A 25,497-nucleotide genomic window follows, 5' to 3' on the forward strand; every position below is an offset into this window, starting at 1 on the left:
GCAAATATCCCGGGGGCCGGGAGGGCCGCGCCCCCGAAAAAGCGGGGGTCCGGGGGCGCAGCCCCTGACGGTTCGCCCAGCGCGCGCGGGGCGAAATCCGCAAGCCTGCCCTTTCCCTGCTGCCTGCGTGGCATATTTTGGAGCCCAGGCGGGGTACAGGAGGCAAGATGCTGCTTGATCTGCAAGGCGTGGAAAAGACCTATCCGGGGGCGGATGCGCCGGTGCTGCGCGGGGTCTCGCTGCGCCTGGCTGCAGGCGACATGCTGGCGCTGACCGGGGAATCGGGGTCGGGCAAAAGCACGCTATTGCATCTGGCGGGCGGGCTCGACACCGCCGATGCGGGCCGGGTGGCGCTGGCCGGCACCGATCTGACCGGGCTTTCCGACGCCGCGCGCGCCGGTTTGCGCCGCACAACGGTGGGGGTGATCTTTCAGCAATTCAACCTGATCCCCTCGCTTGATGTGGCGGCCAATATCGCCTTTCAGGCGCGGCTGGCCGGGCGCCATGATCCAGACAAAACCGCCGCTTTGGCCGCTCGGCTGGGGCTCAGCGCGCATCTGCGCAAATATCCCGAACAGCTTTCGGGCGGGCAGCAACAGCGCGTGGCGATTGCCCGCACCTTGGCCGCCGCACCGCAACTGGTGCTGGCCGATGAGCCGACCGGCAATCTGGACGAAAGCACCGCCGATGGCGTGTTTGACCTTTTGTGTGACCTGGTCGCGGAAACCGGGGCCGGGCTGGTTTTGGTGACCCATTCCACGCGGCTGGCGGCGAAACTGCCCCGCCGCGCGCATCTGCACGCCGGGGTTTTGACGTGAACCGCGCGATCTGGGCCGCGCTGATCGGGCATTGGCGGCGCAATCCGTTGCAATGGATCACGCTGGTCGCGGGGCTGGCCTTGGGCACCGCACTTTGGGCCGGGGTGCAAGCGATCAATGCCGAGGCGCGCGCAAGCTATGCCGCCGCCGCCGCGACCTTGGGCGAAACCCGCTTTGCCATGCTGCGCCCCACCTCCGGTGACGCCATCGCGCAAGACACTTATATTGCGCTGCGCCGCGCGGGCTGGGATGTTTCGCCGTTGATCGAGGGTCGCTTGCGCCCGAGCAAGGAAAGCCCGGTCCGCCTTATCGGGATCGACCCGCTGACCGCGCCGATGGGGCTTTTGCCAACCCCCGAGGGCGCGCAAGCCGAGCCCACCGCATTTTTGACCGGACCGGGGCAGGTTTTTGGCCCGCCCGATGCACTGGATCGTTTGCCCGCCACGGTCACCGCTGCGCGCATCGCTGCCCCCGATGTTGCGCCCAATACCGTCATCACCGATATCGGCGTCGCGCAAAGACTTTTGGGCCGCGCGGGCAAGATCGACCGGCTGCTGTTGGCCCCCGATCAGCCGCTGACCCGCCGCCCATTGGCCGAAATCGCGCCGGGTCTGGAACTCATCCCCCCGCAAGAAAGCGCCGATATGGCGCGGCTCACGGATAGTTTTCACCTCAACCTGACCGCCTTTGGTCTTTTGTCCTTTGCGGTGGGGTTGTTCATCGTGCATGGCGCGATCGGGCTTGCGTTTGAGCAACGCCGGGCGATGCTGCGCAACCTGCGCGCGTTGGGGGTGCCGCTGCCCCGGCTGCTGGCGCTGATGGCACTGGAACTTGCGGCTTTCGCGCTGATTGCAGGCGCGATCGGCGTCGCGCTTGGCTATGGGGTGGCGGCGGCGCTGTTGCCCGATGTGGCCGCCAGCCTGCGCGGCCTTTACGGGGCCGAGGTTTCGGGCAGTCTGGCTTTGCGGCCCGCATGGTGGCTTTCGGGCCTTGCGCTCGCGCTTGGCGGCACGGCGCTGGCGGGCGCGGGGGCGCTTTGGTCGCTGGCGCGGATGCCGCTTTTGGCCAGTGCACAACCGCAAGCACGCGCCCGCGCGCTACGCCCTGCGCTGCAAGCTGCGCTGGCACTGGGGCTTTTGGGCCTTGCTTGGGCGCTGGCGCTTTGGGGCACGGGGCTGCGCGCGGGCTTTGTGATGCTGGGCGCGTTGCTATTGGGGGGCGCGCTGGCACTGCCGCCGCTTTTGGGCGTGGTGCTGCGCCTTTCCCAAGCGCGCGCCAAAGGGCCTGTGGCGCAATGGTTCTGGGCCGATAGCCGCCAACAACTGCCCGGGCTGTCGCTGGCCTTGATGGCGCTTTTGCTGGCGATGGCGGCCAATGTCGGCGTATCTACCATGGTGTCATCTTTCCGGCTGACCTTCACCGGCTTTCTGGATCAGCGCTTGGCGGCTGAGCTTTACGTCACAGCCGCCGATGCACGCCAAGCCGCCGCGATCGAAGCGCTGGCAGATGGACCGGTCCGCGCGGTGCTGCCGCTGATGAGCGTGGACACCAAAATTGCCGGGCAGCCTGCCACGCTGCATGGGCTGCGCGACGATCCAACCTATCGCGACAATTGGCGCTTTTTGCAGTCCATTCCAAACGCTTGGGACGCCTTTGCCAAGGGGGAAGGCGTGTTGATCAATGAACAGCTTTACCGCCGCGCCGCGTTGCAATTGGGCGATGTGATCCCGCTTGCTCAGGGCCTGCGCCTGCCGATCGTGGGGATTTACGGCGACTACGGCAATCCGGTCGGGCAGGTCAGCCTGTCTGAATCGCTGTTTCAGAAAAGCTTCCCGCAGGTCGCCCCGCGCCGTTTTGGCTTGCGGCTTGCCCCCGATCAGGTGCCCGCCTTGCAAGAAGAACTGACGCAAAAGATCGGCCTTGCCGAGAATGCGATGATCGATCAGGCCGCGCTCAAGGCGCTGTCGCGAAGCGTGTTCGAGCGCACCTTCGCCGTGACCACCGCGCTGAACCTGCTGACCTTGGCGGTGGCAGGTTTTGCGATGCTGATGAGCCTGCTCACGCTGGCGGCGATGCGGCTGCCGCAACTGGCTCCGGTTTGGGCGCTGGGGCTGACGCGGCGCAGGCTCGCGTTGCTTGATCTTGCCCGCGCGCTGGTGCTGGCAGCGCTGACCGGGGCGCTGGCCTTGCCGCTGGGGCTTGCGTTGGCATGGGCGCTTTTGGCGGTAGTCAATGTGGAGGCCTTTGGCTGGCGGCTGCCGATGTTCCTGTTTCCGGCCGATTACGCGCGGCTCAACTTGCTGGCTTTGGCCGCGGCGGCGCTGGCCGCGCTATGGCCTGCGCTGCAACTGGCACGCCTGCCACCCGCACAGCTTTTGGGGGTGTTTCGCAATGAACGCTAAAGCACTGCTTTTGTGCATCTTCTTGCCGCTTCAAGCCGCCGCGCAGGGCTTTGCCGGGCTGGGCACGACGCCGCAGGACTTCACCCAGCCCAATCCCGAAACCGTGCTACGCTTCCCCCAAGATCACGGCGCCCATCCCGATTTCCGCATCGAATGGTGGTATGTGACCGCCAATCTGACCGGGCCCGACGGCACGCCCTATGGGCTGCAATGGACGCTGTTTCGTTCTGCCCTTGCGCCAGAACGAAAGGGGCAGGAGCATCAGGGCTGGCAAAGCCCGCAATTGTGGATGGGCCATGCCGCCGTCACCACCCCCAACGCGCATTATGTGGCCGAACGGCGTGCACGCGGCGGCATCGGGCAGGCCGGGGTGCGGGCCGCCCCCTTTGAGGCGTGGATCGATGACTGGCAGATGCGCGGGCCGGATCTCGACCGGGTGCAGCTTGCCGCCTCTGGCACCGATTTCGCTTATCAGGTCACGTTGCAGGCGACCGGCCCCTTGGTCTTACAAGGTACCAAGGGCTATTCGGTCAAATCTGCCGCCGGTCAGGCCAGCCATTATTATTCGCAGCCGTTTTACACGGTTTCGGGGCAGTTGACCTTGCCCGAGGGCCCGGTGCCGGTCACGGGCACGGCGTGGCTGGACCGCGAATGGTCCTCGCAACTGCTGGCGGCGGATCAAAGCGGCTGGGACTGGTTTTCGCTAAGCTTTGACGATGGCGCGCGGATGATGGGCTTTGTGCTGCGCGGGACACAGGATTTTACCGCCGCGACATGGATCGCCCCCGATGGCACACCCACGCCCTTTCCTGATGGGGCGTTCATGGCAACCCCGTTAGACAGGCAACAGGTGGCCGGGCGTGATCTGCCGCTGACATGGCGGTTGCGTCTGCCCGCCAAAGGGGTGGATGTGACGATAAAGGCTCTGACGCCGAAGGCATGGATGGATGTCTCTGTCCCCTATTGGGAGGGGCCGGTGACCGTGTCGGGCAGCCATGCCGGGGTCGGCTATCTCGAAATGACCGGTTACGCGCCCTAACCCCAAACCCGCCGGGGCGCCCCGCAATACGCCGTGGCCCAAAAGATGCCTTGGTCTGTAAGATGCTGTGGATTGACAGCTTGCCCCCGCGCGCGCATCCTGCGCGCGCCTTGGTCCCGCAGGTGATGCTGCGGGCGAAGAGGGAAGCCGGTGCAAGTCCGGCGCTGCCCCCGCAACTGTAAGCGGCGAGCCCAAAGCGAGGCCACTGATCTTTGATCGGGAAGGCGCGGCGGGCGTTCGAGCCGTAAGCCAGGAGACCTGCCAGGCCATCGACCATCCCGGGCGGCGGGCCCGGAGGCAGGGTGCCCCGGTCTGTCCGGGGCCTGTCCCCTTACCGCTTTCCGGCACTAGACCAGAACCTGAGCCAGAGGACCGGTATGGAGCCGAAAGAAACCACTCAGAATGCAGCCTTCAAGGGCTTTACCAATGCGGCTTGCCCCTTTTTGCCCTGCCATCAGGGGGTGAAGCGTGATTTCAACTGCCTGTTTTGCTATTGCCCGCTCATCGGCTATGAATGCCCGGGCCCCTACAAAACCTACACCGATGGGAATGGCTTGACGCGCAAGGATTGCTCGGCCTGCGCGCTGCCGCATGACGGCTACGAACAATCGTGGAATTTCATTCAGAAATGGCTCGACTATCCGCAGCCGTGGTCGGGGAAGCCGCAAACCACCCCGCCACGGGCGCGCCCCAAACCCGCGCCGAGGGGGATGGCATGACGAATATGGCCCCCGCTTTCGCGCCCGCGCAACCCGTGGTCAGCTCGGTCACCTGCCGCCACTGCAATGCGCCTTGCAGCCCCGGTCTTGCCTTTCTGCGCCGCTTGGGCGCGGCCATTTCCTTGGCCCCGGTGACCGAGGACTTCGAGATCAGCGGCACCGCCAATCTGTGTTGTGGCGACAAGCTTTGCCCGGCGGTGTGGCGTGCCACCGCCGACGGGACATGGCTTTGGGGCGATGTCGCGCCCGAGGTGCCGCTGACAGAACTGACCGAGGCAGGCGAGGCGGCACACAGCCGCGCAGCCGCCAAAATCGTGACCAGAGCAGTGGCGCTGCACTGATCTGCCCCCTATGCTTTGGCCCGACCCGCGCGGGCCAAGGCCCCTGCCCCTACCCGGCAGGAGCTTTCGCCTGATCGCTTTGCCTGCTGAACGGATTTGACCATGCCCTCTTGCCCGCCCGTGCCCGATCCGCAGCCCCAGCCCGCCGCGCCGCGCCGTGGCCGTTGTTTGATGGTGCTGGGCACCAGTTCGGATGTGGGCAAAAGCCTGTTGGTGGCCGGGCTTGCCCGCGCTTATGCGCGGCGCGGGCTGAAGGTTGCGCCTTTCAAGGCGCAAAATATGTCCAACAATGCCGCCGTGACCGCCGATGGCGGCGAGATTGGCCGTGCGCAAGCCTTGCAGGCGCGCGCGGCCCGAGTGCCGCTATCGGTGCATATGAACCCGGTGCTGCTGAAACCCGACAGCGATGTGGATGCGCAGGTGGTCGTGCAGGGGCAGGTGCTCGGGCGCTATAGCGCGGCGCAATATCAACAGCTTAAGCCAAGCCTGCGCCCGCGCGTCGTGGACAGCCTTGACCGGCTGGCACAGACCCATGACCTTGTGCTGATCGAAGGCGCAGGCAGCGGCGCGGAACGCTATCTGCGCCCGCAAGACATTTCCAACATGGGGCTGGCAGAGACCGCCGACCTACCCGTGGTGCTGTTGGGGGACGAGTCGCGCGGCGGGGTCACGGCGGCGGCGATTGGCCATCATCATCTTTGGACGGCGTCGGAACGCGCGCGTGTGGCCGGGGTGATCGTGACGAAATTTCGCGGCGATCCGGCAATTTTCGCCCCGGCCGCCGAAGATATCCGCGCCGAGACGGGCTGGCCGGTGCTGGGCGTGCTGCGCTGGTCCGAAGCCGCGCGGCATTTGCCGGAGGAAGACTCGCTTGGCATCGCGCGCAAGGGCGGCACGGCGGGGGCTTTGGTGGTGGCGGTGCTGGACCTGCCGCGGGTGGCGAATTTTGACGATCTGGACCCGCTCGCGGCGGAACCTGGCGTGGATGTGCGCTGGGTGCGCCCGGGACAGCCGATCCCGGCGGAGGCCGCCGTGGTGGTCTTGCCCGGCTCAAAAGCGACGCGCGCGGCACTTGCGGCGCTGCGCGCCGAGGGCTGGGATATCGACCTGCGCGCGCATCTGCGCCGGGGCGGCAGGATCGTGGGTATTTGCGCGGGGTTTCAGATGCTTGGCCACAAAGTGCATGACCCCGATGGGATCGAAGGTCCGCCCGGCACCACCGAAGGGCTGGGGCTTTTGGATCTGGAAACCGTGATCGGCCCGGCAAAGCGGCTGCGCGAAATCGATGCGCAAGATGCGATCACCGGCGCCCATGTGACGGGCTATGAAATGCATATGGGCGAAAGTGCCGGGCCCGGCATGGCGCGGCCATGGCTGCGCCCCGATGGACAGGCCGAGGGGGCGATCAGCGCCGATGGCAAGGTGATGGGATGCTATCTGCACGGGCTTTTCGGCGCGGCAGCGTTTCGCGCCGCGTGGCTTGCCACACAGGGCGCGCGGGCCGCGCAGGTGGATCAGACCGCCCGACTTGATGCCGCGCTTGATGCCTTTGCCGATGAGATCGCACAAGACCTTGATCTGGACGCGCTGCTTGATCTGGCCCGGTAATAGGCCGGTTTCTTGCCTGTATCGTCACCCCCTGTCCGGCACAGGCGCGACCGCGCGTGAATGCCCCCCGGATGCGCGAACGCCCCGTCCAGTCTGCGGGCTGATCAAAGCGGGAACGGACAAGCGGCGATGCGGCAGGCGCATCGGGGCCAGCCTGTCTTGGGGCTTTCGTGAAAGCGACATGATTTCGACAAGAGGCTGTTACGCGGTCCCCCCATCACGCGGGGGTATCCACAGATGAACGGGGAGTCACATGACCGCACGCCTTCTGGGCCTGACCTCGCTGCTGGCCTTGGCCGCTGGCACCGCGCATGCCGAAATGAATTTCAATCGCATCGCTTCCTTCCCGGTGGTGATGAACATGGCCGAGGGCGAAGACATCGCCCGCGAAAGCTCGGCCGAGATCATCGACGCCACCGCCGATGGCATGACGCTGGTCTATACCGATAGCCCGCTGGGGGCGCTGGGGATGATCGACATCACAGACCCGGCCCGGCCCGCGCCAAAAGGCGCTATCGCGCTTGGCGGCGAACCGACCAGCGTGGCTGTTTTGGGCACGATGGCCTTTGCGGGGGTGAACACGTCGGAAAGCTACACTGCCCCCTCGGGAAAGATGGTCGCGATTGACACGGCCAGCGGCAAGATGGTTGGCGAATGCGCGCTGGCCGGTCAGCCCGATAGCGTGGCGAAAGCCCCCGATGGCAGCTTTCTGGCCGTGGCGATCGAGAATGAGCGCGACGAAGACCTGAACGATGGCGCGCTGCCGCAGATGCCCGCCGGGTCCCTGCAACTGCTGCCGCTTAACGATGGCCAGTTGGATTGCGCCGCGATCAAGACCGTCGATCTGACCGGCCTTGCCGAGATTGCGCCCAGCGATCCGGAACCGGAATATGTCTCGATCAATGCCGAGGGCGAAACCGTCGTCACGCTGCAAGAAAACAACCATATCGTTGTGGTGTCGAAAACGGGCAAGGTGCTGTCGCATTTCTCGGCCGGGGCGGTTGATCTGGAAGGCATCGATGCCACAGACGAGCGCGGCGCGCTGATTTTCACCGAGTCGCAGATGGGCCGCAAACGCGAACCCGATGCCGTGACCTGGATCGATGACACCCATTTTGCCACCGCGAACGAGGGCGATTACGAGGGCGGCTCGCGCGGCTGGACGATCTTTGCGCAAGACGGGACCGTGGTCTATGACAGCGGCACCAGCTTTGAACATGCCATCGTGCAGATCGGCCATTACCCCGACAAACGCTCGGACGCGAAGGGCGTGGAGCCGGAATCGGTTACCTTCGGGGAATTTGAGGGCACGCCGATGGTGTTTGTTGGGGCCGAGCGTGCCTCGGTCGTGGGGGTCTATGATGTGACCGACCCGGCCAGCCCGGTCTTGAAACAACTGCTGCCCTCGGGCGTGGGGCCGGAAGGCTATGTCACGATCCCGGCGCGCAATCTTTTGGTTTCAGCCAATGAAAGCGATCTGATCGAAGATGGTGGCGCGCGTGCGCATGTGATGGTGTTCGAATATCAAGACGCGCCCGCCGTTTACCCGCATCTGACCAGCGCCGGGATGGACGAATTGACCGGCTGGGGCGCAATTTCGGGCATGGTCGCGGATGAAGGCGGCATTGTCTGGGCGGTGAATGACAGCTTTTACGGGTTCCAGCCGACGATCTTTAAGATCGACACCACGCAAAGCCCGGCCCGGATCGTTGAGGCCATTCGCGTGACGCGCAAAGGCTATCCGGCGCAAAAGCTGGACCTTGAGGGGATCACGCTGGATGGCAAGGGCGGCTTCTGGGTCGCGTCCGAGGGCCGCACGGACCGCGTGGTGCCGCATGCGCTTTACCACATCAATGCCAAGGGCGCGATCAAAGAAGAAATCGGCCTTCCGGCAGAGTTGATGGCGGTCGAAAAGCGCTTTGGCTTTGAAGGCATTACCCGCATTGGCGACACGCTTTGGATGGCGGTGCAGCGCGAATGGAAAGACGACCCGAAAAACCACGTCAAGCTGGTCTCTTACAATATCGAGACCGGCGAATGGGGCGCGGTGCGCTATGAAAAAGCCGCGCCGAAAACGGGCTGGGTTGGCCTGTCGGAAATCACCGCGCATGGCGATTACGTCTATGTGGTGGAGCGTGACAACCAGCACGATTTCCGCGCGGTGACGAAGAAAATCTACCGCATCCCGCTGGCCGACATGACGCCCGCGCCGCTTGGTGGCGATCTGCCGCTCGTGTCAAAGGAATTGGTGCGCGACCTGCTGCCCGATCTGACGGCAACGGGCGGCTATGTGCTTGACAAGGTTGAAGGTCTTGCGATCACGGAAGACGGCACGATTTGGGTCTCGACCGACAATGATGGCGTCGATGACCACTCGGGCGAGACGATGTTCTTCGCCGTCAAACCCTGATCTGACGCCCATACACCCGGCAGCCCCCGCATCTGCGGGGGCTGTTTGGTTTTTGGCCCCCCTTATCCGTTGCGCGCCTTGATCAAAATGCGGGCGACCTCATGCATGCGGGCCCGAGCCGCGCGGCGTTCGGCGCTTTCGGGCAAACGGGCATCCAGCACCGCTTCCAGTTGCGCGCGGGCTTCCTGTTGCGTGACCCCGTTCAGGCTGAGCCCACAGCGCAGCCAGATCCCGTCAATCGCCGTGGTCATCAGATCCGACATCAGCGCCGCCTCTGCAGCTGGCAGCAAATGGCGCAACGGGCCCATCAGGTTGGAGCGCATCCGCGCATAAATCACCGTTTGAATACGCTGATAGGCGGGCACATAGGGCACCCCGGCGCAAAGCGCGATCCACGCATGGGCCACCTGCGGGCGGAAAGAGGTCGGCGACAAGTTCGTTTCAATCACCGCATAAATCCGCTCCAGCGGGGTCTGTGCCTCCCCCAAAAGCAGCACCGCTTCGCGCAAAAGCTCAGCATTGGCATGACGCAAGGCCGCCGCCAAAAGCGCCTCTTTGTTCTTGAAATAATGCAAGACATTCGCCTTGGAAGCGCCCGCCTCTTCGGCCACACGGGCAAGCGAGGTGGCCTGATTGCCATAGCGCATCAGCGCCCGATAGGCCGCAGCCGCATATTCGGCGCGCCGGATTTCGGAAATATCTCTTCGCCCCATCCGGACGCCTCATCTGCCGCGACTTTGGGCCAAATCCCTAAATTAGATTGACTGAGCGATCAATCTATTCAAGGATGAAGTTAATAAACCAATCGGTCAATCTATAACCCGAAAGGATCATCTTTACATGAAACAGCTTCTTGCATCGGCAGGCCTGCTTGCGATCGTCTCTGCCCTTCCGGCTTCGGCCGATTGTGCCATGGTGCGTCTGGCAGAACCGGGCTGGACCGATCTGGCGCTCACCTCGGCGGTGACGCAGGTTTTGCTTGAGGGGATGGGCCACGAGACCAAGACCGATATCTTGGGGATTCCGGTGATCTATCAATCGATGGAGCGTGGCGATCTGGATGTTTTCATGGGCTATTGGGACCCGGCGATGGAAACTTACTTCAACGCCTATCGTGAAAACGGCACCATCGAAACGGTCCAAACCAATCTGGAAGGGGCCAAGTTCACCTGGGCCGTGCCCTCTTATGTCTATGAGGCCGGGGTGCATTCTTTCGCCGATCTGGCCGCGCATGCCGAACAATTCGACAAGACACTTTATGGCATCGAGCCCGGCTCGAACGAGATTATGCTTGATATCGTTGCAAAGGATGCCTTCGGTCTGGGCGATTGGGAGGTCAAGGAAAGCTCTGAACAGGGCATGTTGTCCCAAGTCGAACGCGAAGTGCGCCGCGACAACTGGATCGTGTTTCTGGCCTGGGCGCCGCATCCGATGAACACCAATTTCGATATCGCCTATCTTGAAGGGGGCGATGACTATTACGGCCCCAATTTTGGTGGCGCGACCGTGTCGACCCAAGTGCGCCAAGGCTATCTGTCGGAATGCCCGCAGGTCGGCAAACTGCTGAAACAGCTCACCTTCGATGTCGCGCTCGAAAGCGAGGGCATGGGCTATATCTTGGACGAGGGGCTGAGCCCGAAAGACGCCGCCCGCAAGCTTATTGGCCATCATCCAGAGGTTCTGGAGCGCTGGCTTGACGGGGTTACGACGCGCGATGGCGCGGAGGCTTTGCCCACCATCAAGGCGGATCTGAACCTTTGAGCGCGGTCGCATTGGCGCCGGACCGATTTGCCGATCTGACCGGGGGGCGGATCTGCTACCGCGACGACGGCGCCCCCAATGCCCCGGCGGTCTTTTTGATCGCCGGGCTTGGCATGCAATTGATCGAATGGCCCGATACGCTTGTCGCGGGGCTGGCGGCACGGTTTCGGGTGATCCGGCTCGACAACCGCGATTCTGGCCTGTCGGCGCGTTGTGGCGGCCCGTTCACCCAGATCCCCGCCGGTTTTTCGTGGGCGGGCAGCGCGCCCGCTTTGGCACCCTATGATCTGACCCATTTGGCGCAAGACGTTTTGGATTTGGCCGACCATCTGCACATCGGGCGCTTTGCCGCCATCGGCTTTTCGATGGGCGGCATGATCGCGCAACTGCTGGCGGTGCAGGCGCCGCAACGGCTGACGGGGCTCATTTCACTGTCGAGCACCGGGGGCGATGCCAACATCACCGCAGATGCCGCCTCGATGCAGTTGATGGAGCGGTTTTTTTTGCCCTTTCCGTCCGAGGCAGCAGGGATCGCCACCATCTGCGCCAGCAATGCGCATTTCTCTTTGGGGCAGATGCCGCTGCACAGCGCGGAAAACCGTGATCTTGCCACCGCACTTATCCGACGCGCGCTCGATAATGGCGGCTACCTGCGGCAGGCTTTGGCGATCACCACCACACCACCTTGGAAAGCCGCGCTGACCCGCCAAACAATTCCGGCGCTTTTGGTCCATGGCGCGCAAGATCCCTGCATCCACTCTAGCGCCGCGCAAGATTTGGCCGCTGAGATGCCAAACGCACAGTTCAGCCTGCGGCCCGGTTTGGGGCATTGGATGGATGACCAGACAGGACGCGCCTGCCTTGATTGGCTGATGCGGCACGCACCCGCGCCAAACGCTATATTATAACACGAAGCCGTGAGGGGGCGCGGCGCGTGTGAACAAGTCACATCGTTCCGCCTGCCTCTTCTTTACGGTCCCCCGCGAAGCCATGACACCGCAAGGGAGACCAACCATGAAGAACATTCTCAAAGCCACCGCCGTCGCGCTGACACTTGTGACCACGCCCGGATTCGCGCCCCCGCTGGCCGCGCAAGATGTCCGCACGCTTGCCACCGTCGTCACCTCCGAAAACCCGCAAACCCAATTGATGAGCATGATCCTCACGCTCCAAGCGGTCCAGCGGGGGATCTCGACGCAAATTCTGCTGTGCCGCCCGGCGGGCGATATTGCACTGAAAGATGCACCGGCCAGCGCCACGGCGGGGCAACCGCCGCGGGACATGAGCCCGCAAGCCCTGCTGAAGGCCGCGATCCAGAAAGGCGCGAAGGCAGAGGTCTGCGCGATCTACCTGCCGGGCAAGGGCGCGGCGTCCGATGCGCTGATCGATGGTGTTACCGTGGCAGCCCCCGACGCGATGGGCGCGGCGCTCACCGCCAGCGGCACCCGCGTCTGGACCTTCTAAGACATTATGCGGCAAGCGCCGCGAGCGGCCCCGGCACCGACCGGGGCCTCTGCCCGCGCTCAGGACGGGCCCGCCACGGCGGCAAGATGGCTTTCAAGCGGGGCTGGCCGCCCAAAGTGATAGCCTTGCAGAAAATCGGCCCCGATGATGCGCAACCGGGCAGCATCGGTTTCGGTTTCGATCCCCTCTGCGATGATGCTCAAATCCATGGCACGCGCAAGACCGACAATCGATTTGATCATCTTGATGCCCTGCTGCCCCTCTTCGATGGAGCGCACAAAAGAGCGGTCGATCTTCAACACGTCAAAGGGCATGCGCGTCAAAAATCCGATCGAGGCAAAGCCGGTGCCGAAATCATCCAGCGCAAGGGTGAAGCCATTGGCGCTGAGCGTGATCAGTTCTTGCGAGATGGTCAGGTCATCGCGCAGCACGATTTGTTCTGTGACCTCCACCTCTATCTGCGCGGGGTCAATGCCATGTGCCCGAACCCGCTGGGTGAACTTTTCGGCAAATCCACGGCTCATCAATTGCGTGGGCGAAACATTGATGCTGACCTTGGCCCCGTGCAGCTTTTGCATATCGGCGCAGACCTGCTCCAACAAGATCCAGCCCAGTTGCATGATCAAGCCGCTGGCCTCGGCCACCTTGATAAACCGATCCGGCGGCACCGGACCCAAGTCGGGGGACACCCACCGCGCAAGCGCCTCGTAGCGCATTTGTTCCGGGTCACCGCTGGCGGGCAAGATCGGCTGATAATACATGGTGAAACCGCTGCCATCACTTAGAGCGCGGCGCAGTTCCTTTTCGATATGTTTGTGGTCAAGATCTTCGGTTTCCATCGCCTTGTCATAGCGCACCACCTCAAATGTCTCGTGCAGCTTGGCCGAATACATCGCCCGGTCCGCGCGGCGCAAAAGGTCCTCGTGATCCATCGTTTGCGTGTCATGGAAGGCAAGCCCCTTCGAGGCCAAAACCTCAAAGCTGACACCATGGCAGGTGATCGGTGCCTCCGAAAGATTTTGCAACATCATGCATTTTTGCGCGACGATCTCTTCAAGCCCGTCTTTTGCCGCGACGACGACAAAGAATTCATCCCCGCCATAGCGCGCGACAAAGGTGTGCTTGTCGGCCAAAGTGTTCAGACGGCGCGAAAATTCCACCAAAAAGGCATCGCCCCCCAAATGCCCGACGGTGTCATTGATCACCTTGAAGCGCACCAGATCAATGGCGATCACGGCACAGCCTAAATCGCTGCGCTTGTGCAATTTGCCCAGATGCTCGCGCATCGCATAGCGGTTTGGCAAGCCGGTCAGCGCGTCACTGCGCGCCCGGTCATACGAGCGGGCCTCGCTGGCAATCAAACCGGCCGCTTTGGAGCGTAAAAGCATTGCTGCCCAATAAGAAATTGCCACGAAAACAAAGCTGAACGTGCCCATGATCGGGAACATTTTCCAAAAAAGCAGGGTCCCCGGGCGCGGCGGCGACCAGCGCATCCAGGCGATAGGCTCTCCGGTGACCCCCGCAAGCGTGATAAAGACCTGCCCCGCAGGCGGCGGCTCCGACAACACATCAAGCCCAGCGATGGTGAGTTCTTGTTCCATGTCGCGCAGGCGGGCGTCTTCCAAAACCTTGCCAATCACCGCAATGGCCGCGTTTTCTAGCGCCACCGTCTCTAAAAGCTGGCGGTTTTCCGGCAGAAGGTAAGAGGCCGAAAACATCACTGGCTTCCCATCGCGGATACCAAAGAAATCGAAGGTTTGCCGCGTCGAACTGTCAAGTTTGTGGACCTGTTCGCGCAAAACCTCACGTGTCGCCGGGCGCAAAAGTCCGGTTTGCGGAGCAAGGCCAGCACCAGCTTGCCAAGAAAGCGGATCGGGCAGCGGCCCGTCAAACAGCTCGGCATATTGGAAGACATCGCCCCGCTCTGCGGTGATGCCATAATTCGAGGCCAGCCGATCAACCGCCAGGTCACGGGCCGCAACATAAAGATCGGTCCAGTTATGATAGTCGCTCGCGATCAGCGACACCTCTTCCTGAAGGCTTTGAATACGCCCGATCACCCGCTTGGAGGATTCCTCCACCGCGTTTTGATCCATCGTCTGGCGGACAGAGAGAAGCGACAGCCACAACACCGCCAACACCGCAAGCAAAACCGCAGTCACAAGGGCTACAATCTGCCGCGGCAGGGTGTTGCTGCGCATCAAGCGGCGACCTCCTGCAGCATCACCCGCTGATTGTGATAACCCAAGACGCAGACGTGCGCGTAATCGCACGTGAGTTCCGCACCGGCCTCAAGATCGGCGGCGGCGATCATTTCTTCGCCGCAATCAATCAGGCTGGGCCGGTCGGCGTGGTTCATGAACATATCGCCGTCATTACCAAGCCGGAAAAGCTGCAAATGCGGGATATACTCCGCATGATGCAGCACGGTTTCCACAGCCTCTTCGGGGAACAGTGCCAATGCGCTGGCGGGGATGTCCACATCGAACATCGGGTCATACCTCCAGACCGTATCGCCTTTTCGGATCGGCTCTTTGGTAAAAACACCCAAGCCGTGAATGGGGCTTTGCGAGACATAGTGGTTCACTAGAAGCATCGTGCGGCCTTATGGTTAATTTTTCGTTTACATTCTCAAGCTTCGCTTTCCATGATCACCACGGCAAAAAGTGCAGCCCCAAGGCCGATCACTTGCCGCAAAGAAAGCGTTTCTCCGAAAAAGGCGACGCCCACAGCCGTAAGCCCAAGGATCGTGGCCGAACTGTAAAGAACGGCGATCTGGGCAAGATTTTGGGTTTGCATCAGCCAGACCCAGCCGACCGCTGTGGCGGCATAAAGTACCGCCCCGGCGCCAAACCAACTGCTGGTCAGGGGCGCGTTGCGCATCGCCGCAGATTTAAGAGCGTAATCGCCAAGGATCGTGAAAGCGACAATGCCAAGAAGGATCAGGTAAGAGCGCATCAGGCGGAATTCCCAGGATCGGTGCCATTTTCGAATTACCTTTTGAAAATGCAACGAAACGCCTTGTCGCTCCTTTAAGGCGAAAGGAGAAAATACATCAATTTAACCATAAATGGGGGACCGATGCTGACCGGGGGGGACCAATCCGCAGTTTGCAGTTGCCTCGCTCTTCAAACGAAAAGCTTTGGTGCCGGCGGAGGGTTTGCGTTTTTTGGTTTGTTTCCCGTTACAGGCACCGCGTCAGCCATTTGCCTCAGCAAAACAAGGGCTAACGCCATCGGCGGGGGTAGGTCAACAGGCGTCGTCTGTTCTACGATTTGTTCTACGCCAGCCGAACGGGGCAGACCCGGGGCCAGGCTGGAGCGGTGGTGTCGTTTCCCGCGCCAGCCCTTCACGCCCCAAGCCGTGAGATTTCCGAGCGCCCACCCCCACCGGGGGGAAGCGACCATCGCCTAATAAGGGGAAGGCGCTCAGATTTTTGACCCCAAAACCTCCGGGGTCTTTATCCACCGGGCGGGACCACCGGGCCAAACATCGGCTGGAAGGCATCAGCGCCCCGGCTGGCGTGGATCTGCACCCGCTGCAGGTTCCGCCGCGCCAACTCAGCGGCAACATCAGGATGGCGGCACAGCCGGTTGAAGTTGGCCCGATCCGCTATGCCAAGCCCTGCCATCAGATCCGCGAAGAAGATCGGAGCGGTGGGGTCTTGGTGTCGGCTGGCGTCGATCAAAGCGATCAGCTCCTTCTGCTGCCGCCCTTTCAGCGGTTTGTTTTGCTGTTTCCACGGCTTCACCCTTGCACCTGGAAAGGTGGCTTGCAGCAGCGCCTTGGTCTTCTTGCCTGGGGCGATGATGTAGAGATCGCAAGATGGGCAGCGCCCCTCTTTGCAACCGCGCACCCGGCCACGCCCTGCCGCTTGCAACACCGCATGGGCAAACTCACCCACCTCGATCTGCGCGACAGCGTCAGCTGGAAGCTCTGCCGTGATGGGAAGCCCCAGGCTCGCATGGGCCAAGCCGATGTGCTGGCTCTCGGGCAGGCGCATGACACCGGCCAGGATCACGTTCTCCACATCGCGGAAAGCGTTGGTCGCCATATGCCGCCCCCAATGCAGAAAGCTGACCCGGCTGGGGTCGGTGGTGATGAAGCGCTTGATCAGCTTGACCGGCTGCACCCCGCCCGGGGCCAAGTGATGCACGACCAAGAAGCGCTGATCGGGCTTGCTGTCGATCACGGCGGCAACCTCTCGGGCAAGCCGCTCCCCGTCTTTCTGCCAGCTTTGCTTGCCTGCGCCCCGCTCCATCAGGTGGATGGTCAGCGCCCCGTAGTCCTTGCGGGCACCGGGCAAAAGCCTTGGCCCTCCCGGTTGCTGTCGCCAAAGCGCCCATGTGCCGCGCACCGAGGCCGAGGCATCGAGCACAAGCGCCGGGGCGAAGTCAGCAGGCAGGCTGTCTCGGATGTCGAGCGCCATACGCAGCTTCCCGCTGCCGTTGCAGATCTTCACCACCTTGCCAGACAGGGCGTAAAGCCTGGCCAGGGGATCTTGGACCCCATCATCGACCTGGGACACGGAGACCCGCAGGGAGGCCGGGATCTCGGGCAGTTGCACAAGCTGATGCGGTTTGGCGGTGGCGAGCTGCAGCTGGATCTTTGCAAGGGTATCAGCGAGATCAGTGTTGAGGCTGCGGATCGGGGCCAGCAAACCGCCCAAATCATCGGTCGAGAGCGTGACCACCTGTGCCGGGTCCATCGTCTCGTCCCAAACCCGCAGCTGGCGCGGTTGCCCGAGGAAGTGGAAGTCCCGGCACTCTGCCAATAGCCCAGTCCCGCACCGGCGCATCAGCATCTGAGGCGTGATGATCAGGATCTGTGCCTGGTCTGGTGGGGTCGATGTCGGCAAGGCGCGGTCAGGGTCCGACCACATCACCGCGATCTCTCCTTCCCCAAGACCCGTTTCCGTCACAAGACGCTCGATCTCATCCAAGAAGGGAAGACAGACCAGCACCCCCACCTCATCATGATCAGCTGCGCGAGCTAGGTGACGCAGAAACAGCGCCAAAGCCGTGGTCTTGCCCATCCCGGGGGCCAGGTCACAGACCACCAGTTCAGGGGAGCAGCGCCCTTGCGCCAGAGCCGATAGCGTCGAGAGCAACGCTTGCAAGGCGGTCAGCTGTTGGGTGGTTGGGGCGAGATCCCGCCTCGTCAATTCCCTCTTCAGGTCTTCCATCACCGTGTCGATGAGGGAGGGGGACGGCGAAGTAGTCAAACTCTCACTATAGCTTAATGGGTTTTTGACCAGCTCAGGGAGGCTGGACGCATCAGCCGACAAGCCATCGCAAAAGTGGATAGCTGCGGCCTGGAAACTCAGGTCGTTCATGGTCTTCATCTTGGTGGGTTTGGTGGAGATGCGTAATGTGGGGGAAAGCCAGGCCCGGAGCCTCGGCTCGACCCAGCAGCCTGCAAGCAGGTCTCACGGCATCGGCGGGGCATCGGGGAGCGACAAGCGTCAGCCTGAAGCGATAGCTCGCAACAGCTACCCCCCACGATGATGCGTGGTCAGTCAGTGGTCGGCATGGAAGACGAGGGGGCATAGCCCCTCAGCATGGTCAGCTTGTTCTCGGGATAAAGCCTGGTGAGCAGCTTGACCCCGTCAGCGGTCGGGCAGATCCCCCTGCAGCGACGCTTGTGATCATGGCCTTCGCGGAACAGATGCAGGAACTCCGGGCGGACACGGTACGGGCCGCTGATAAGCTTGGACGGTCGCCCCGCTGTGCCGGGAATGCGGAAGTCTCTAACTTTAGTCTGACTAAAGTTTGACAGGGCGTGCGTCACGTTCACGATGCCCAGCACGTAGCACACATCTTTGGCGACGAACCAAGGCTCACCCTCAAGCTCGATAACGCGAAGGCTAATCTCCACCTGATAGGCATTAGACTTGGTGACGCGCTGAATCACGCTCAGCCCGCAAGCGCTCGATCTTGCGCTTCTGAACCTCAATGGCGCGAAGGACCAGTTCATCCTCGTCCATCTCCCCGGTGACCACCTTCTCCTCGCCCATGATGTAGCCACCGTCCTTGCGGATGGCGGGCAACACGGTGCCAGTGACCCAGTGCTGGAAGTCGAAGGCAGAAGGCTTGTCGGAGCACATGATCAGCTTGTAGAGGCCGCTCTCGCAGACGAGCTTGTTCGACGAACCGCGCTCTTCGGTGATCTTGAGGCGAATTACTTCAGTCGGACTGAGTTTATTCAGCGTTTCAGTCACGTTGGTCAGCCCCAGCACATCGCACACGTCCTTAGCGACGAACCAAGGCTCACCCTCAAGCTCGATCACGCGGACAGCGCGGGAGCCAGTGGCGATGTGGTTGAAGGTGAAGCTGGTGATGTTGCTCATGGGTTTCCTTTCCAGTTGTCGGGGCCGCTTGATGCGCGGCGGGTTTGTCTTGAGCGATGGTGGAACTTATTTCCCGGCACACGCTCAGGTCTTAGCTGCAAAGCCGCAAAAGCTTGACGCATGGCCAGGCCAATGCTGCACTGCAGAGGTCACAACCTTGGAGACAAGCCATGGCAATGCGAATGACGGCCCCCTTTGGCGGTGCGGTGACACAGGCTTTCGAGACTTGGTCGAACTGGTTTGAGAATGTCGGGCAGATCGGCTTCATCAACATCGACCTAGGCCGCACCGAGAAGCCTGAGATTGAACGGCGCATCTTGGATGAGGTCGGCAGCTACGGGCGGCAGATAGGGCGCATGTCAGAAGCCCTTGATGTGTTGATTGATCAAGCCAATATGGACCGCACCAAGCTTAGCAAGGTTCAGATCGCGGCACTGGATGACTTCAAGGAGATGGTGAAGCAGGTGCAACGCTACAAGCGGGTCTAGCTGGTGCGAGCGGAACGGCCCAAAGTGGCCTTTCGTTTGGTAATGCACCTAAGCAGCACCTGCCTGAAAGCGGACATTCATGCATAGTACCGCGTCATTCGTAAGGCGTTCACCTAGGTCGGATAGAGTTTGCTGTGCCCCAAAGTGCGTCTCCCTAGCCCGACGACCAAGCCGTTAGGTCGCATTCCGATCGCAGAATTTCACCCTATTGTAGATTACACTTGTACCGTGACCTTCACCAAGCCGGACATCAGTGCATGAATTTCTCACTAGATATAATTTACAATTGGGTCATAGATAATAAAGAATGGCTGTTTTCCGGAGTCGCGCTTCCACCTTTGTTTTTTATTGCAAAAGCAGGATCGGGGATTTTTCGTACAGAACGTGGCTTCAGCGGTTACTGGAACATTCTCGTTGGAGAAGAGGTTTACGGAGAAATGAAAATACGAACATTTGGTCCCATACTGCTCGGAAGCGCTAAAACAGCGGTAAAGCAGGCCGACGAAGGAATCAGGCGTCATATATATAAATATGTCGGACGAATTACACGCGATCAAGCAGTTCTAATTTTCAAGGAAGTTGATCAAGCAAACCGAATAGTGGGCGCCACTGTTCTCCGCATGATGAGGGACAAGAATAAGATTAGCGGAAGGAACATCTATTGGCATCACGACAAAGGAGAAATATGTGACACAAAATTCGTTATGAGACGCCAGTTTGATTGAAAAATTTTCAACGTGATGAGGCATGCGACGGCTCTGATGATGTGACCATTCTCCTTGGCGGGCCGTAGCCGACCCACCTAGAGGCAACGCGTCCGTCGCCGGGTGTGCACGACTGCTTTCTCGGATTAGCGGCGACTGCCATGTCGCACGGCCCTCAGACCGCAATCCGCCGGTTGCGAGGTTGACTGCCTGATCCGCGTGCTCGGCCCAGAACTGAAGTTCAAGCTCCCTTCGCCTAGTGACCGGTCCTCAACCAGAAACCCGACCTGGGTTTTAACTGGTCGGGCAAGATCTTGACTTGCGCCGCGGTCACGAAATACGTGCCGGTTGCAATCACTAGCAGTTGTTCGCGAGTTCATCTAACATCGCGGGTAGTGGACTTTGAATGGCGTCTCAAGGCTTAAGTCGCCATATTTCAAACGAGGTATAGCAAGTGATCGAACTTAGTAGTGCAGCAGCCGTCGCCGTGAGCGCGGGGACAGCAAAAGCTATTGAAAAATCTACCGCCAGTCTCGTAGATAAAATCTCCCTCAAGTTCGTCAAGGACAAATTCGAGCAGATTAAGCTTTTGCTCGATAAGGGGTTGCCGACATATCTGGAGGCAAACTACGCGAAATGCGAAACGTTGAAAACGCTCCTGAACAGAAATGATCCTGTAGCACTTGAAGAGTGCTTTGTTGCGCCAGATTTCAGAATGAAAGGAAAGACGACGCCCTCAAACGATTTCCTAGACAATGTAAATAGAGAGGGAGCCAAAGTCATCATCACCGGCCTTGCGGGTAGCGGCAAGTCTGTTTTCTTGAAACATGCCTTCCGCCAAGTCATTGAGCGTGGGCATACTTACTACCCGGTTTTTTTCGAGTTGAGGGCGCTAAATCGAGCAAGCGAGAAGAAAGGCTTACTCCTTTCACAGCTGTACGAGTCAATTCGCGAGTGCTGCGATTCCTTTACGAGAGCCCAGTTCGACTATGGGCTTAAGTCTGGTGCCTTCTACCTATTGCTGGACGGCTTCGATGAACTCAACCAAGACATTCGCGAGCAGATTTCAGACGAGATAAACGGACTGGCAAGGAGCTATAGTAAGTGTGCTATTATTGTTACAAGCCGCCCGTCCGACGATTTTGTTTCCTGGGAAGGCTTTTCGGAAGCAAGGCTCTTGCCTTTCGATTTGGGAAAAGTCGTCGAGTACATCAAGAAACTTAATTTTGACGAGGAGAAGAAGTCGGATTTCCTTTCCGACTTGGAATCGGGAGTTTTTGAAAGCAACAAGGACTTCCTATCAAACCCGCTGCTTTCTGCAATGATGCTTCTCACATACGATTCCTTCGGCGAAATTCCAGAGAAGCGCCATATTTTTTATGCAAAGTGTTTCGACGTTTTGGCGAGAGAGCACGACGTGTCAAAGGGCAGGTATAAGCGGGAGCTCTTTTCAAGCCTATCAATGGACCAACTAGAAAGAGCGTTTATGTTCTTCTGCGCGCTTTCCTATGTGGAGAGGACGTTTTCATTTAATGATGAGCAGATGGCTACCTTTGTAGGCGAAGCTATCGCCTCATGTGGGATTGAGGCCGAGGTTGCGGACGTCATACGTGATTTTAGGGAGGCAATCTCCATTATGGAGCGTGTTGGATTGCTCTACGAGTTTGCGCACCGATCCTTCCAGGAGTATTTTTATGCCAAGTTTGTAACCGTAGATAGAAAACTCTCTCTTGAAGAAAAGATCGGCTGGCTCACGGAGACCTTCAGGTCGGACGATACCATTGAGATGATTGCCGATATGGACCGCACCTACTTCGAAGACGAGTTCCTCTTGCCGAATGTCGAGCAGATGGTGAAGAAACTTTCAACCGTTGATCCAACGACAAATCCAGCAGGTATATTGTCGAAGTTTTTCTCTCTTGTCCAAGCCACCACAAGACACAACGAAAACGGGGACGAGCAAGAGAAGTCCACCGCCTATGTACAAAGTGACGGCTCCGCAACCTTCTTAATGACACAGGCCCTTCGAAAATACTATGACGAATACAGTGAGGAGATGAAAGCGTGTTCATCTGTAGAGGAGAGGCAGGCAGAAGACAACGTGGCAATCCTCGAAAAAGAGTTTGGCGGTGAGATAAAAATTCACCACACCAACAACGCCAAACTCCTCAGGATCGAAGCACATTTATTCGCTGCGCACATAAAGCACGGAATCTCGTGCCTCCACGAACACCTACTGAAAAAGCAAGAAAAGCGAAAGCGCGGCTTGGGGGCCTTGATCAAGCGAAAGTACTCGTGACGTACTGGGAGTGAGCATACTATAGGTAACTTAAATAACTGTGAACACTGCGCATTTGAGCGAATGCCTCAAATCACTGGCGCATGCCGACACTATTGAATTGGCGTCAATGTCTGTCTGGGGCTGCCCGCTCAGTTTTTCAAAGGTTGCTACCTTCACATTGCTACCATTGACGCTACTCGCAGCGAACGTCCGCTCCCCGCCCACACGAGACCGATTGCCCTTCGCGATCAGATTGGCTGCGGCTAGCTGAATGCCCGAGTGATTGGGCGATGCAAGACCCGCCTCTCAGCGGCCCGGAGAGAGTCCTCAGGCGACCACCTCGTCTCTGGCAGGGGCAAACCCCGACTAACATACTTCGCGCTCTGAGGGGGCTCCCAGCGCCTCTCAATTGGGTGCCACCATCAGAGCAAAAAAACGCTCTGGGGGCCTCTCTGGGGTAACTGCAAGCTCAAGCCGAAGCTGCCGTTCCCGCCTTCCTTGCCAATGACCACGCATCATCGTGGGGGGTAAGGGGGGCATCTGGGGATGCAGCTCAAGCCCATTAAGGGGTAGCTATAGCTATAGGCTTAGCGCTTCTCCCCGCACTCTGTCTCCCCTCGTCCCAACCCATTGAGCTATCAAGCCTCGTTTATCAGCTATGGCGTCTAGCTCCGCTTCCCAAAGACCCATTTCCTGCTTTGGTGTGGCGATGCTGCTGAAGCGTCCAGTCTCCCCGATCTAGTCAAAAACCTGTTGAGCTATAGTGAGAATTTGACCACTTCCTGTCCCCTCAATCTCACCAATCTGGGTATGGAAGACCTGATGGGGGTGATGTGGCAGGGTCTCGCCTCAACCACCCAGCCATGAAGCACACGGCCAGCGTTGATCTTCTAGCGACACCCAATGCGGTGAGGTCTTCTGGCTGAGGCCGTTAGGGCGATCTCCTCAGCGGGTTTGATCGTGTGGGGATGGGGGAGGTCTATCGCCCAAGACCCACCCCAAGATGCGCTTGCCAGCGTGTCGCTTCCCTATGGTCTTCATCGTCAGCAAAGCTGATGCTTTGGCTCAGTGTTTCGCTGCGCTGTCGAAGCCTGAGTTCCAAGCCTGAGCTTCCCTCTCTTATAGATACTGATGACGCTTTTGGGCGTCGTTGTCCCTCTCCCCCTCCCTGCATCCCCACCTTCCCTCAAGCCGTGTTGACGGTCTTGGGGCTGTGTGTCGTGGCGATCAGGCCCAACCTCTCCATCCCCCCATGAACACAAGCACCTGCCCACAATGCGGGACGGTCTTCCCGTTTCGCAGCAACAAGACCTTTTGTTCGGCCACCTGCCGCAAGCTGAACGCCCAGCGCAAGAAACGCGCAGCCTGCCCCGTCAATGCAGCCCACAGCCCCGAGACGAAGCGGGAACAATCCGACACCTTCGATCTCGCCATGCGCTTGGCAGAAAGGCTTTATACGCTGCCGCCATCGCAGCGGCTTGGCTACATGCAAACCCTCATCGAGGAAGCCCGCAGCGGGGCCAGCCCAAGGTTGAGGCGGGTCTTGACCATGCCCAAGCTCTTGCGGGCCAGCCGGGAAGACAGGCACTTGTTCTGGCGGCGCAGCCCCGAGAGCTACCGCACCATCGCGCAAGCTGCAGACCGCTATTGCCGCAAGTTCTGGGGTGCAGGTGTCGTGGCCGTGGTGCGCGGGAAGGTCCCTGAGCCGCCCACGGGGGAGGTTGACGGCAGCCTCTCGCTAGCGGCGTGACTGACCGGGATGTTTTGGGGGCAAAATTCTGAGAGGCCTATCCTTATGAGGGGAGGAAGCGGTTTCCCCCATACCGGGGGGGGGCAAGGGCTGGGCACGATAAGAAACATCACCAGCTTCACCGACGACAACATTACTACTGGCCCCCGCGCTGTCCGCGAGATCGAGCCGGAGGGTGCCGGTGTTGTAACGAGGGAAGGCGAAGGGGCTGCCTTCGACCCGTGCATGGATGCGCTGTGCGGCCCAAAGCGCCATCCCGACCAAAGGCACGACCCGCGAAGAAGAGTTTGTCTTCAACCTGCGCCAGGGATGTTCGCGGATCACCACATGGGGGATCGCCGCGTCGAGCTTCAGATCTTCCTTGAGTAGACCCGCGCCCTCGGCCAAGCGCATCCCGGTGTCAGACACCAGCGCCACCAGCCAACGCAGATCATCGTCGAGTTTGCGGCACTCGCCTTGCACCTTGCGGATATTCTCAAGCGGGATCGGTGCTCGATCAGAAACGCCCGCGTTGCGGTCGTAATAGACCTTGCCGAACGGGTTGTTCATATCAATGCCGACTTCGCTTGCCGCAAAGTTGATCACCGAGCGCACGGTGCCGAAGATCCGCGTGATGCTGCTGCCGGTCAGCTTGCGCTTGAGCAGGGCATCACGGAAGGCGTTGGCATCGGCTTTGGTGTAGGCAGTCAGATCCTTGTCGCCACAGACATCAATGACGTAACCGCAGGACCGCTCCGCGCCCCGGTGGAAGGTGATGGGCCGACCCTGACCTTTCAGCCGCAAATAAATGCCGACTGCTTCGGAGAGCTTCACCGTTTCCGACGCGGCGGGCGCTGGCGTTTGTGGCGCGAGGGGGCTGTTCGAGGCCGGGGCCAGCCGCAACAGATGCTTCCCGGGCAAATCGCTGTCTTGAAGCCGAAGGTGATACCAATGCTCGTCGAGGCGTTGCGCCGCACGAATAGCCCGCGCTGCAGCCACAGAAGCCGACCTTGTGCGCAAAGAATACGAAATCTTCTTGGACCGATAGTGCCGCAACAAATCAACAGGCACACGTCTCACGAAGTAGTAGATGCCGTTTTTGGCAAATGCGTGGGGGGCTGTTTTGTTCTCCGCCATGTTCTACGCTCGCTCCATCTTGCGATAAAGCTGAGGGGTTTCAATGGCTTAATGACTTTTGTGGTGCCGGCGGAGGGACTCGAACCCCCGACCCCCTGATTACAAATCAGACGCTCTACCAACTGAGCTACGCCGGCCTTGCCCTGAAATAGCGCCGGCTCCGGCTCTGTGCAAGCCCGTGCAAGCGCGCGCCAGAAGCGGTTTGCCTCGCCTGCGCCGCCCGGCTATGGTCTGCGCGAGAAGAGGG

General features: G+C 60.4%; 22 protein-coding genes, 1 tRNA gene and 1 riboswitch. Of the genes, 14 read left to right on the forward strand and 9 right to left on the reverse strand.

The window, feature by feature from the left end; translation table 11 throughout:
- The first annotated feature begins 167 nt into the window (after positions 1–167).
- From CKO11_RS13350 to CKO11_RS13380, 7 genes are all read left to right on the forward strand, one after another.
- Positions 168–818, forward strand: a complete 651-nt coding sequence (locus CKO11_RS13350) for an ABC transporter ATP-binding protein (RefSeq protein ID WP_223639706.1) — start codon at positions 168–170, stop codon at positions 816–818.
- Positions 815–3,220, forward strand: coding sequence for an FtsX-like permease family protein (locus tag CKO11_RS13355; protein ID WP_223639709.1), 2,406 nt, complete (start codon positions 815–817; stop codon positions 3,218–3,220). The genes CKO11_RS13350 and CKO11_RS13355 overlap by 4 nt, the downstream gene beginning before the upstream one ends.
- Positions 3,210–4,259: a lipocalin-like domain-containing protein gene (locus tag CKO11_RS13360; RefSeq protein WP_223639711.1), complete on the forward strand. Its 1,050-nt coding sequence runs from the start codon at positions 3,210–3,212 to the stop codon at positions 4,257–4,259. Before CKO11_RS13355 ends, CKO11_RS13360 begins: the two co-directional genes overlap by 11 nt.
- A gap of 94 nt (positions 4,260–4,353) precedes the next feature.
- Positions 4,354–4,540: riboswitch (cobalamin riboswitch) on the forward strand.
- 96 nt (positions 4,541–4,636) lie between these two features.
- Positions 4,637–4,978, forward strand: a complete 342-nt coding sequence (locus CKO11_RS13365) for a cysteine-rich small domain-containing protein (RefSeq protein ID WP_223639713.1) — start codon at positions 4,637–4,639, stop codon at positions 4,976–4,978.
- Positions 4,975–5,319: a hypothetical protein gene (locus CKO11_RS13370; RefSeq protein WP_223639715.1), complete on the forward strand. Its 345-nt coding sequence runs from the start codon at positions 4,975–4,977 to the stop codon at positions 5,317–5,319. Before CKO11_RS13365 ends, CKO11_RS13370 begins: the two co-directional genes overlap by 4 nt.
- Positions 5,320–5,421: 102 nt before the next feature.
- A complete protein-coding gene (locus CKO11_RS13375; protein ID WP_411742018.1) occupies positions 5,422–6,927 on the forward strand; it encodes a cobyric acid synthase in 1,506 nt (501 codons plus the stop codon).
- Positions 6,928–7,180: 253 nt separating this feature from the next.
- Positions 7,181–9,337 carry an esterase-like activity of phytase family protein gene (locus CKO11_RS13380; RefSeq protein WP_223639717.1) on the forward strand — a complete coding sequence of 719 codons (2,157 nt, stop codon included), beginning with the start codon at positions 7,181–7,183 and terminating at the stop codon, positions 9,335–9,337.
- 62 nt (positions 9,338–9,399) lie between these two features.
- Here CKO11_RS13380 and betI read toward each other — a convergent pair whose 3' ends face one another.
- The gene (betI, locus tag CKO11_RS13385) at positions 9,400–10,050 is read right to left on the reverse strand and encodes a transcriptional regulator BetI (RefSeq protein WP_223639719.1); all 651 of its coding nucleotides are present in this window, start codon (positions 10,048–10,050) and stop codon (positions 9,400–9,402) included.
- Positions 10,051–10,177: 127 nt separating this feature from the next.
- Here betI and choX point away from each other — a divergent pair, with 127 nt between their 5' ends.
- The 3 genes from choX (at position 10,178) to CKO11_RS13400 (ending at position 12,562) form a co-directional block, all read left to right on the forward strand.
- Positions 10,178–11,098, forward strand: a complete 921-nt coding sequence (gene choX, locus CKO11_RS13390) for a choline ABC transporter substrate-binding protein (protein ID WP_223639721.1) — start codon at positions 10,178–10,180, stop codon at positions 11,096–11,098.
- Positions 11,095–12,006 (forward strand): alpha/beta fold hydrolase, encoded by a 912-nt coding sequence (locus CKO11_RS13395; RefSeq protein ID WP_223639723.1) that lies wholly within the window; start codon positions 11,095–11,097, stop codon positions 12,004–12,006. The genes choX and CKO11_RS13395 overlap by 4 nt, the downstream gene beginning before the upstream one ends.
- A 106-nt stretch (positions 12,007–12,112) precedes the next feature.
- Positions 12,113–12,562: a hypothetical protein gene (locus CKO11_RS13400; RefSeq protein ID WP_223639725.1), complete on the forward strand. Its 450-nt coding sequence runs from the start codon at positions 12,113–12,115 to the stop codon at positions 12,560–12,562.
- Between the two features lie 59 nt (positions 12,563–12,621).
- Here CKO11_RS13400 and CKO11_RS13405 read toward each other — a convergent pair whose 3' ends face one another.
- The 6 genes from CKO11_RS13405 to CKO11_RS13430 all read right to left on the reverse strand — a co-directional run bounded on the left by CKO11_RS13405 (position 12,622) and on the right by CKO11_RS13430 (position 18,911).
- A complete protein-coding gene (locus CKO11_RS13405) occupies positions 12,622–14,763 on the reverse strand; it encodes a putative bifunctional diguanylate cyclase/phosphodiesterase (protein WP_223639728.1) in 2,142 nt (713 codons plus the stop codon).
- Positions 14,763–15,149: an SET domain-containing protein-lysine N-methyltransferase gene (locus CKO11_RS13410; RefSeq protein WP_223639731.1), complete on the reverse strand. Its 387-nt coding sequence runs from the start codon at positions 15,147–15,149 to the stop codon at positions 14,763–14,765. The genes CKO11_RS13405 and CKO11_RS13410 overlap by 1 nt, the downstream gene beginning before the upstream one ends.
- 44 nt (positions 15,150–15,193) lie before the next feature.
- On the reverse strand, positions 15,194–15,520 hold the full coding sequence (locus CKO11_RS13415; RefSeq protein WP_223639733.1) for a hypothetical protein: 327 nt from the start codon (positions 15,518–15,520) through the stop codon (positions 15,194–15,196).
- A gap of 502 nt (positions 15,521–16,022) precedes the next feature.
- The gene (locus CKO11_RS13420) at positions 16,023–17,897 is read right to left on the reverse strand and encodes a hypothetical protein (RefSeq protein ID WP_223639736.1); all 1,875 of its coding nucleotides are present in this window, start codon (positions 17,895–17,897) and stop codon (positions 16,023–16,025) included.
- Positions 17,898–18,076: 179 nt separating this feature from the next.
- The gene (locus CKO11_RS13425) at positions 18,077–18,475 is read right to left on the reverse strand and encodes a BRO family protein (RefSeq protein ID WP_223639738.1); all 399 of its coding nucleotides are present in this window, start codon (positions 18,473–18,475) and stop codon (positions 18,077–18,079) included.
- Positions 18,450–18,911 (reverse strand): Bro-N domain-containing protein, encoded by a 462-nt coding sequence (locus tag CKO11_RS13430; RefSeq protein ID WP_223639741.1) that lies wholly within the window; start codon positions 18,909–18,911, stop codon positions 18,450–18,452. Before CKO11_RS13430 ends, CKO11_RS13425 begins: the two co-directional genes overlap by 26 nt.
- Before the next feature lie 170 nt (positions 18,912–19,081).
- On the opposite strand from CKO11_RS13430, the gene CKO11_RS13435 reads away from it, so the two are divergent.
- The 4 genes from CKO11_RS13435 (at position 19,082) to CKO11_RS13450 (ending at position 24,134) form a co-directional block, all read left to right on the forward strand.
- Complete coding sequence (locus CKO11_RS13435; protein ID WP_223639744.1) at positions 19,082–19,399, forward strand: hypothetical protein; 318 nt, start codon at positions 19,082–19,084, stop codon at positions 19,397–19,399.
- A gap of 257 nt (positions 19,400–19,656) precedes the next feature.
- Complete coding sequence (locus CKO11_RS13440; protein ID WP_223639747.1) at positions 19,657–20,124, forward strand: hypothetical protein; 468 nt, start codon at positions 19,657–19,659, stop codon at positions 20,122–20,124.
- 433 nt (positions 20,125–20,557) lie between these two features.
- Positions 20,558–22,402, forward strand: coding sequence for an NACHT domain-containing protein (locus CKO11_RS13445; protein ID WP_223639750.1), 1,845 nt, complete (start codon positions 20,558–20,560; stop codon positions 22,400–22,402).
- 1,234 nt (positions 22,403–23,636) lie between these two features.
- Positions 23,637–24,134, forward strand: a complete 498-nt coding sequence (locus CKO11_RS13450) for a hypothetical protein (RefSeq protein WP_223639753.1) — start codon at positions 23,637–23,639, stop codon at positions 24,132–24,134.
- Here the strand turns inward: CKO11_RS13450 and CKO11_RS13455 are convergent.
- Together CKO11_RS13455 and CKO11_RS13460 are read right to left on the reverse strand one after the other, a co-directional pair.
- Positions 24,123–25,250, reverse strand: coding sequence for a DUF6538 domain-containing protein (locus tag CKO11_RS13455; protein WP_223639757.1), 1,128 nt, complete (start codon positions 25,248–25,250; stop codon positions 24,123–24,125). The genes CKO11_RS13450 and CKO11_RS13455 overlap by 12 nt on opposite strands.
- Positions 25,251–25,311: 61 nt before the next feature.
- Positions 25,312–25,387: transfer RNA gene (locus tag CKO11_RS13460), tRNA-Thr, on the reverse strand.
- Positions 25,388–25,497 lie beyond the last annotated feature (110 nt).

This window comes from Rhodobacter sp. TJ_12, from assembly GCF_020023995.1.
In the GTDB taxonomy this organism is placed as follows: Bacteria; Pseudomonadota; Alphaproteobacteria; order Rhodobacterales; family Rhodobacteraceae; genus Rhodobacter.

Coding starts and splice junctions, on each gene's coding strand:
- CKO11_RS13350 (WP_223639706.1), top strand. CDS start 168: ATGCTGCTTGATCTGCAAGGCGTGGAAAAGACCTATCCGGGGGCGGAT.
- CKO11_RS13360 (WP_223639711.1), top strand. CDS start 3,210: ATGAACGCTAAAGCACTGCTTTTGTGCATCTTCTTGCCGCTTCAAGCC.
- CKO11_RS13365 (WP_223639713.1), top strand. CDS start 4,637: ATGGAGCCGAAAGAAACCACTCAGAATGCAGCCTTCAAGGGCTTTACC.
- CKO11_RS13370 (WP_223639715.1), top strand. CDS start 4,975: ATGACGAATATGGCCCCCGCTTTCGCGCCCGCGCAACCCGTGGTCAGC.
- CKO11_RS13375 (WP_411742018.1), top strand. CDS start 5,422: ATGCCCTCTTGCCCGCCCGTGCCCGATCCGCAGCCCCAGCCCGCCGCG.
- CKO11_RS13380 (WP_223639717.1), top strand. CDS start 7,181: ATGACCGCACGCCTTCTGGGCCTGACCTCGCTGCTGGCCTTGGCCGCT.
- betI (WP_223639719.1), bottom strand. CDS start 10,050: ATGGGGCGAAGAGATATTTCCGAAATCCGGCGCGCCGAATATGCGGCT.
- choX (WP_223639721.1), top strand. CDS start 10,178: ATGAAACAGCTTCTTGCATCGGCAGGCCTGCTTGCGATCGTCTCTGCC.
- CKO11_RS13400 (WP_223639725.1), top strand. CDS start 12,113: ATGAAGAACATTCTCAAAGCCACCGCCGTCGCGCTGACACTTGTGACC.
- CKO11_RS13405 (WP_223639728.1), bottom strand. CDS start 14,763: ATGCGCAGCAACACCCTGCCGCGGCAGATTGTAGCCCTTGTGACTGCG.
- CKO11_RS13415 (WP_223639733.1), bottom strand. CDS start 15,520: ATGCGCTCTTACCTGATCCTTCTTGGCATTGTCGCTTTCACGATCCTT.
- CKO11_RS13420 (WP_223639736.1), bottom strand. CDS start 17,897: ATGAACGACCTGAGTTTCCAGGCCGCAGCTATCCACTTTTGCGATGGC.
- CKO11_RS13430 (WP_223639741.1), bottom strand. CDS start 18,911: ATGAGCAACATCACCAGCTTCACCTTCAACCACATCGCCACTGGCTCC.
- CKO11_RS13435 (WP_223639744.1), top strand. CDS start 19,082: ATGGCAATGCGAATGACGGCCCCCTTTGGCGGTGCGGTGACACAGGCT.
- CKO11_RS13440 (WP_223639747.1), top strand. CDS start 19,657: ATGAATTTCTCACTAGATATAATTTACAATTGGGTCATAGATAATAAA.
- CKO11_RS13450 (WP_223639753.1), top strand. CDS start 23,637: ATGAACACAAGCACCTGCCCACAATGCGGGACGGTCTTCCCGTTTCGC.
- CKO11_RS13455 (WP_223639757.1), bottom strand. CDS start 25,250: ATGGCGGAGAACAAAACAGCCCCCCACGCATTTGCCAAAAACGGCATC.